Annotated in this window: 4 protein-coding genes and 1 pseudogene; all 5 read left to right on the top strand. The window is 71.0% G+C overall.

The window, feature by feature from the left end; genetic code table 11:
• The first annotated feature begins 290 nt into the window (after window positions 1-290).
• Window positions 291-2489: a polyribonucleotide nucleotidyltransferase gene (locus ACY45C_RS00850; protein WP_462185765.1), complete on the top strand. Its 2199-nt coding sequence runs from the start codon at window positions 291-293 to the stop codon at window positions 2487-2489.
• Window positions 2490-2498: 9 nt separating this feature from the next.
• Window positions 2499-3899, top strand: a complete 1401-nt coding sequence (locus ACY45C_RS00845) for a M16 family metallopeptidase (RefSeq protein WP_462185764.1) — start codon at window positions 2499-2501, stop codon at window positions 3897-3899.
• Between the two features lie 106 nt (window positions 3900-4005).
• On the top strand, window positions 4006-4740 hold the full coding sequence (gene dapB, locus ACY45C_RS00840; protein WP_462185796.1) for a 4-hydroxy-tetrahydrodipicolinate reductase: 735 nt from the start codon (window positions 4006-4008) through the stop codon (window positions 4738-4740).
• Window positions 4741-4805: 65 nt separating this feature from the next.
• Window positions 4806-6572 (top strand): Hsp70 family protein, encoded by a 1767-nt coding sequence (locus tag ACY45C_RS00835; RefSeq protein ID WP_462185763.1) that lies wholly within the window; start codon window positions 4806-4808, stop codon window positions 6570-6572.
• Window positions 6563-7231: pseudogene (locus ACY45C_RS00830) on the top strand (hypothetical protein); the annotation flags it as partial. The gene ACY45C_RS00835 and the pseudogene ACY45C_RS00830, both read left to right, overlap by 10 nt.

Raw genomic sequence — 7231 nt, 5'->3', positions numbered from 1 at the left:
CGGTAGCGCGAAGAGGGAGCGGCCCGGGCGGGACGCTCCCTCTGACGCATTGGGGGTAGGTACCGAATGCGTCGAGCCGTCGGCGGAGTCGTCCGCTCGGCGGTGTGGAGGACCTGGCCGGGTCCATGGTGGTGCGAGCCGCCGGTACCTCGGTCGTGGTCGCCGGGATGGGTACGGGCACCGGACCCGGGGGCTTCGACTGAGCACCGGCATCCTCGTTGGCATGGACCCGGCCGCAGAAGAGGATCGGCCGCGTGGATCCGGCCGAGGAAGAGGATGGAGTGGTTCGAGTGGACGACTCGACACATGCGGCCGAAGCGGTCATCGCGACCCCGGCCGGAGACCGGACGGTTCGGTTCGAGACCGGGCGTCTCGCCAAGCAGGCCGCCGGCTCGGCCGTCGCCTACCTGGGCGACACGATGGTGCTCTCGGCGACGACGGTTAGCAAGCAGCCCAAGGAACAGCTCGACTTCTTCCCGCTGACGGTGGATGTCGAGGAGCGGATGTACGCGGCCGGGCGCATCCCCGGCTCGTTCTTCCGGCGGGAGGGCCGCCCCAGCGAGGACGCGATCCTCACCTGCCGGCTCATCGACCGGCCGCTGCGGCCGTCGTTCGCCAAGGGGCTGCGCAACGAGATCCAGGTCGTGGCCACCGTGCTCGCCCTGGATCCCGACACCCTTTACGATGTGGTCGCCATCAACGCGGCCAGCGCGTCGACGACGCTGTCCGGCCTGCCCTTCACCGGGCCGATCGGCGCGACCCGGGTCGGGTTCGTCGATGGCGAGTGGATCGCCTTCCCGACCCATGCGGAGCTCGCTCGGGCGACCTTCGACATGGTCGTGGCCGGTCGGGTGATCGAGGACGGCTCGGACGTCGCGATCATGATGGTGGAGGCCGAGGCGACCCCGGGCACGGTCGAACTGCTCGCGCACGGCGCGCCGGCTCCCACCGAGGAGGTCGTGGCCGCGGGCCTCGAGGCGGCGAAGCCCGCCATCCGTGAGCTCTGCCGGGCCCAGAACGAGCTGGCCGCGCTCGCCGCGAAGCCCGCCCGGGAGTTCCCCGTCTTCATCGACCATCACGACGACGTGCTGGACGCGCTGTCCGCGGCAATCGGCGACGAGCTGTCCGCCGCGCTGCGCATCCCCGGCAAGGCTGAGCGCGAGAACGAGCTCGACCGGGCCCGCCAGCTCGCGGCCGAGAAGGTGGCCTCCCAGTTCGAGGGGCGGGAGAAGGAGATCGGCGCCGCCTACCGGGCACTGACCAAGAAGCTCGTCCGCTCCCGCATCGTGACCGAGGGCGTGCGCATCGACGGTCGCTCGACAACCGAGATCCGCGCGCTGTCAGCCGAGGTCGACTACATCCCGCGGGTACACGGCTCGGCGCTGTTCGAACGGGGCGAGACGCAGATCCTCGGCGTCACGACCCTGGCCATGCTGCGCATGGAGCAGACGGTCGACACGCTCAACCCCGACCGCACCAAGCGGTACATGCACAACTACAACTTCCCGCCGTACTCCACCGGCGAGACCGGCCGCGTCGGTTCGCCGAAGCGCCGAGAGATCGGCCACGGGGCACTCGCCGAGCGGGCCCTGCTCCCGGTGCTGCCCAGCCGCGAGGAGTTCCCCTACGCGATCCGGCAGGTATCCGAGGCGCTGGGTTCGAACGGGTCGACGAGCATGGGCTCGGTGTGCGCGAGCACCCTGTCGCTGCTCAACGCCGGGGTACCGCTCAAGGCGCCGGTCGCCGGGATCGCGATGGGCCTCATCCACGCCGACGACTCCTACGTCACCCTGACCGACATCCTCGGGGCCGAGGACGCCTACGGGGACATGGACTTCAAGGTCGCCGGCACCCGGGACTTCGTCACCGCGCTCCAGCTCGACACCAAGCTCGACGGCATCCCGGCCTCGGTCCTCGCCGCGGCGCTCCAGCAGGCGCGCGGGGCGCGGCTCGCGATCCTTGACGTGATGGCCGAGGCCATCGGCAGCCCGGACGAGATGTCCGCTCACGCCCCGCGGGTCATCTCCGTCAAGATCCCGGTGGACAAGATCGGGGAGGTCATCGGACCCAAGGGTAAGATGATCAACCAGATCCAGGCGGACAGCGGTGCCGAGATCACCGTCGAGGACGACGGGACGATCTACATCGGCGCGGTGGACGGTCCGTCGGCGGAGTCCGCCCGGTCGGCGATCAACGCGATCGCCAACCCGCAGATGCCCGAGGTCGGCGAGCGTTATCTGGGGACGATTGTGAAGATCACCAATTTCGGGGCCTTCGTCTCGCTCACCCCGGGCCGGGACGGCCTGCTCCACGTCAGCAAGCTCAAGACACTCTCCGGCGGTAAGCGGGTGGAGAAGGTGGAGGACGTCCTGACGGTGGGTCAGAAGCTCCAGGTCGAGATCACCGAGATCGACAGCCGCGGGAAGATCAGCCTGTCCCCGAGCGCCGAAGCCGCCGAAGCCGCCGACGCGGCGGCCGCCGCCTCCTGACGGCCCGTCGTGTCCGACACTCCCACGCCCGACCTGACCTGCTCCGCGGGGACCGCCGGCGCGCCGCGGAACAAGCCGGTTCCCGGCTCCCGGGCCGCGCACCTGCTCGCTGGCGGGGTCGGTGGCGAATCGTTGCTGGACGGCGCGGTGCGCCGCACCGTGCTCCCCGGCGGTCTGCGGGTCATCACCGAGCGGGTCCCCGGGGTGCGCTCGGTCGCGATCGGCGTCTGGGTCGGGGTGGGCTCGCGCGACGAGACGCCGGTGACCGCCGGATGCTCCCACTACCTGGAGCACCTGCTGTTCAAGGGCACGCCCAGCCGGGACGCGTTGATCATCAGCGCGTCGGTCGAGGCGGTCGGCGGGGACATCAACGCCTTCACCGGCAAGGAGTACACCTGCTACTACGCGCGGGTGCTCGACTCCGATCTCGCGATGGCCGTCGACGTCATCGCCGACATGGTCACCAACTCGCTGGTGACGGCCGACGACGTCGAGGCCGAGCGTGGCGTGATCCTGGAGGAGATCGCCATGTACGAGGACGACCCGGGTGACCTCGTCCATGACGTGTTCGCGGAGGCGATGCTCGGGTCGTCGGTGCTCGGCCGCCCGGTGCTCGGGACGACCGAGTCGATCGAGGGGCTGGGCCGGGAGACCATCGCGGACTACTACCGCTCCCGGTACATCCCGCCGGCGATGGTGGTCTCCATCGCCGGCAACCTGGCGCACGACCGGGCGCTGGCGCTGGTAGCCGAGGCGTTCGCCGACCGTCTGACAGTGAGCGCCGAGCCGTTCGAGGTACGTGGCGGATCGTACGACTACCCGCAGCCGCCCGGCATCGTCGTGACCGACCGGCCGACCGAGCAGGCGCATCTCGTGCTCGGCACTAGGGGACTGTCCCGGCACGATCCGCGCCGTTACACGCTCGGCGTGCTGTCGACGGCGCTAGGCGGTGGGATGAGCTCGCGGCTGTTCCAGGAGATCCGGGAGAAGCGGGGGCTGGCGTACTCGGTGGGTTCGTTCGCCTCCCACTTCGCCGACGCGGGCCTGTTCGGCGTCTATGCCGGATGCGCCCCCAAGCGTGCCGATATGGTCCTCGAGCTCGCCCGTGAGCAGGTACGCCAGATCGCCGAGCACGGGATCAGTGCCGAGGAACTCGACCGGGCCCGTGGGCAGAACCGCGGCTCGATGATTCTCGGCCTGGAGGACACCGGATCCCGGATGAGCCGCCTCGGCAAGAGCGAGCTCGTCCACGGTGAGGTCTTGCCGGTCGACGAGATCATCGCCCGGGTGGGCGCGGTCACCCTCGACGACGTCACCACGATCGCGCGGGAGCTGCTGGACCAGTCCTGGGCCCTGGGCGTTATCGGACCCTTCGACGACCACGACTTCAGCGCCGCCGTCGCCCGTTAGCGGCTCTCCTCCCGAGAGGTTCGAGGTTCACTGAATGTCCGACCCCGACTCCCGCCCGGTAGCCGGTGCTGTCCCGGCAACCGGGATACCGGCAACAGGGATAGCAGTGGGGGTGCTCGGTGCACGGGGACGGATGGGGTCGACGGTGTGTGCTGCCGTCGAAGCCGCCGCCGACCTGGCGCTGGTCGCGGCCCTCGGCGTCGGCGATGACCGTGGTGCGCTCGCCGCGGCCGACGTCGTCGTCGACTTCACCACCCCGGACGCGGTGATGGACAACCTCCGCTGGTGTGTCCAGGCCGGCAAGCACGTCGTCGTCGGCACCACCGGCTTCGACGAGCCGCGGCTCGCGATCCTGCGTGGCTGGCTGGCCGCGGCACCGGGGGTCGGGGTGCTCGTCGCGCCGAACTTCGGGGTAGCCGCCGTGCTGATGATGACGTTCGCTGCCCGGGCCGCCCGGTTCTTCGACTCGGTGGAGATCGTCGAGTTGCACCATCCCGGCAAGGCCGACGCGCCAAGCGGCACCGCCCGGCGTACCGCGGAGCTGGTCGCCGCGGCGCGTACCACCGCCGGATTGCCGGTGGCCGGCCCGGACGCGACGACCGCCGCCCTCGACGGTGCCCGCGGCGCCCGGGTCGACGGTGTGCCGGTGCATGCCGTCCGCCTCGCCGGGCTCGTCGCGCATCAGGAGGTCCTGCTCGGGGGCGCGGGGGAGACCCTCACCCTGCGACATGATTCCTACGACCGCACCTCGTTCATGCCGGGGGTGCTGCTGAGCGTGCGGAAGGTCGGCGAGCGACCGGGACTCACGGTCGGTCTGGAGTCGCTGCTCGACCTGGACTAGCGCCGCGGGCACTTCGGGGCAGGTGTCTGCTGTCACCACGGGCCGCGAAAGATAGGTTTCCGGGTGTGGTCGGACACGTTGACCGTCGTTTCCCGGCGGGTACCCGTAGCATCTTCGGTATCGATCTTGGTACGACGTTCAGCTGCCTGGCCCGGGTGTCCGGTTCCGGCGAGCCGCAGATCGTGCCGTTGCCCGACGACGCGCGGACGCTGCCGAGCGTGGTGCTGTTCGTGGGGGCCGACGACTACATCACCGGGGAGACCGCGCGGCGGCTGGCCCGGGCGCGCCCCGACGACGTGTGCTCCCTGGTCAAGCGGCGGATGGGGGACGGGGACTGGCGCTTCGTCACCCGCGGCGCGGCCTGGTCGGCGCCGGCCGTCAGCGGTCTGATCCTCAAGGCGCTGGTCTCCGACGCCGCGCTCACCACCGGCGAGCCCGTCGAGGACGTCGTGATCACCGTTCCGGCCTACTTCGGGAACGAGGAGCGCCGCGCGACGGTGCTTGCCGGCGAGTACGCGGGGCTGAATGTCGTCGACGTCATCAACGAGCTGACCGCGGCGGCGCTGTCCTACGGCTTTGCCCGCTTCGAGATCGGTGCACGGCGTACGCTCGGTGGTCCGGGAATGGCGGCGGAGGAGGTCGCGCTCGTCTACGACCTGGGCGGCGGTACGTTCGACGTCACCGTGGTCGAGCTCGCCGACCGGCGGGTGTCGGTGGTGGCGATCGACGGTGACCATCAGCTGGGCGGTGCCGACTGGGACGAGAAGGTGGTGCTCTTCCTCTGCGACCGGTTCCTCGCGGCCCATCCCGGCGCCCGGGACCCGCTCGACGGCGGCGAGACCGCCCAGGCGCTCGCGCTCGCCGCCGAACGGGCTCGCCGGGAGCTGACCGACGTCGCATCGACGACGGTCCTGGTCGAGCACGCCGGGTTGTCCACCGAGGTCACGCTGACCCGCGACGAACTCGAACGGCTCACCGCCGGTCTGCTTGACCGGACGATCACCCTTACCCGGGTCGCGGTCGACGCCGCGCGGGCCCGAGGGGTGCGGGGGATCGACCGGATCCTGCTCGTCGGCGGCGCGGCGCGGATGCCGGCCGTGGCCAGGCGCCTCGCCGCCGAGTTCGCCGTGCCCGTCGAGTTGACCGATCCCGACCTCGCCGTGGCCCGCGGGGCCGCGATCTACGGGGAGAAGAAGGCGCTGGAACGCCTGGTGGCCGCCGACCTGGTGACCCGCGGTCAGCTGGTTGACGGGGCTGCCGTGGACACCGCCGCCCCAGCGGACCTGGACGCGGCGTGCCGGCGGCTCGCGAGCGTCCTCGGCCTGCCCGCCCAGCGGGTGCGCCGCACCGTCGAGGTACAGGTCGTCAACGTTGTCTCGCGTGGTTTCGGGGTGTTGGCGTTGAACCGGTTCGGTGAACAGGGGGCAGTCTTCCTGGTGCACCGCAACGACCGGCTTCCGATTGCCGTCCGGCGCGCGTTCGGGACGGTGCGCAACGACCAGGACGCCGTCACCGTCTACGTCGTCGAACAGGCCGGTGGTGTCGAATCGGCGCGTATCGAGGACAACAAGGTCATTGCCGAGGCCGAGATCACGGGTATCCCGCCCGGTTTCCCGGCCGGCTCCCAGATTGAGATCATTTTCCGGATGGGTTTCGATGGGATCCTGGAGGTGACGGCGACGCATGAGGGTCTCGGCGACCGGCCGCTCACGGTACGGGTGGAGACCTCGGCCGCGTTGAGCCAGGCCGACGTCGCCCGCGAGCGGGAACAGGTGGCCCGGGCCCGCCGGGAGCGCGGCGGCCCGGGTGGTGCGCCGAGCGGATGGATCTGAGGGGCGCGGCGATGCGGTCCTTCGACTCCAACGACTACCGTCGCCGGGTCCTCGCCGTCGTGCACAGCCGGGGCGGGGCCGAGCACAGCGATCCCTTCGAGATCTACGACATCCCGCTCGACGAGGTGGACACCCTCGACGACGCCGCAATCGAGGCCAGGACCGCGGATGTCGGGGCGTTCTGGCAGCGCAGCCGGGACCACCCCCGCTACCGAGGAGTGATTATCGGTCTGCTGGGGCTGCACGCGGAGCTCGTCGCGGCACTGGCGACCCGTACCGCGCGCCTAGAGCTGCGGGATCGGGTCGCCGCCGCCCGCGCCGCCCGGGACGACGAACGATTCGCCTCCCTGGACGCCGCGGTCGGGCGACTCGTCGCCCGGTTCGGTGGACTCCCGGAGGACAAGATCGTCGGTTTGCGGGCGCTGGCGGCATCCCAGGGGATCGACGACCCCGCGTTCACGCTGCGGATCCGGCGTCATCGGGCCCTGCCTGCCGGATCGCGGAGCTCCGCCACGGAGGCCTCGGCCGGCGCGATCCCCGCCGAGGTACTCGGCCAGGTCCGCGCAGATCTCGATGAACTGGGCCGGATCACCGGAAGCACCCCGCCCCGGAGCCTGTTCGACCTGATCGGCGTGCGGCCCGGCACCGGCCGGGCGGAG

It is taken from the genome of Frankia sp. CcWB2 (assembly GCF_977927585.1).
This window is presented reverse-complemented; position numbering and strand designations above follow the sequence as displayed.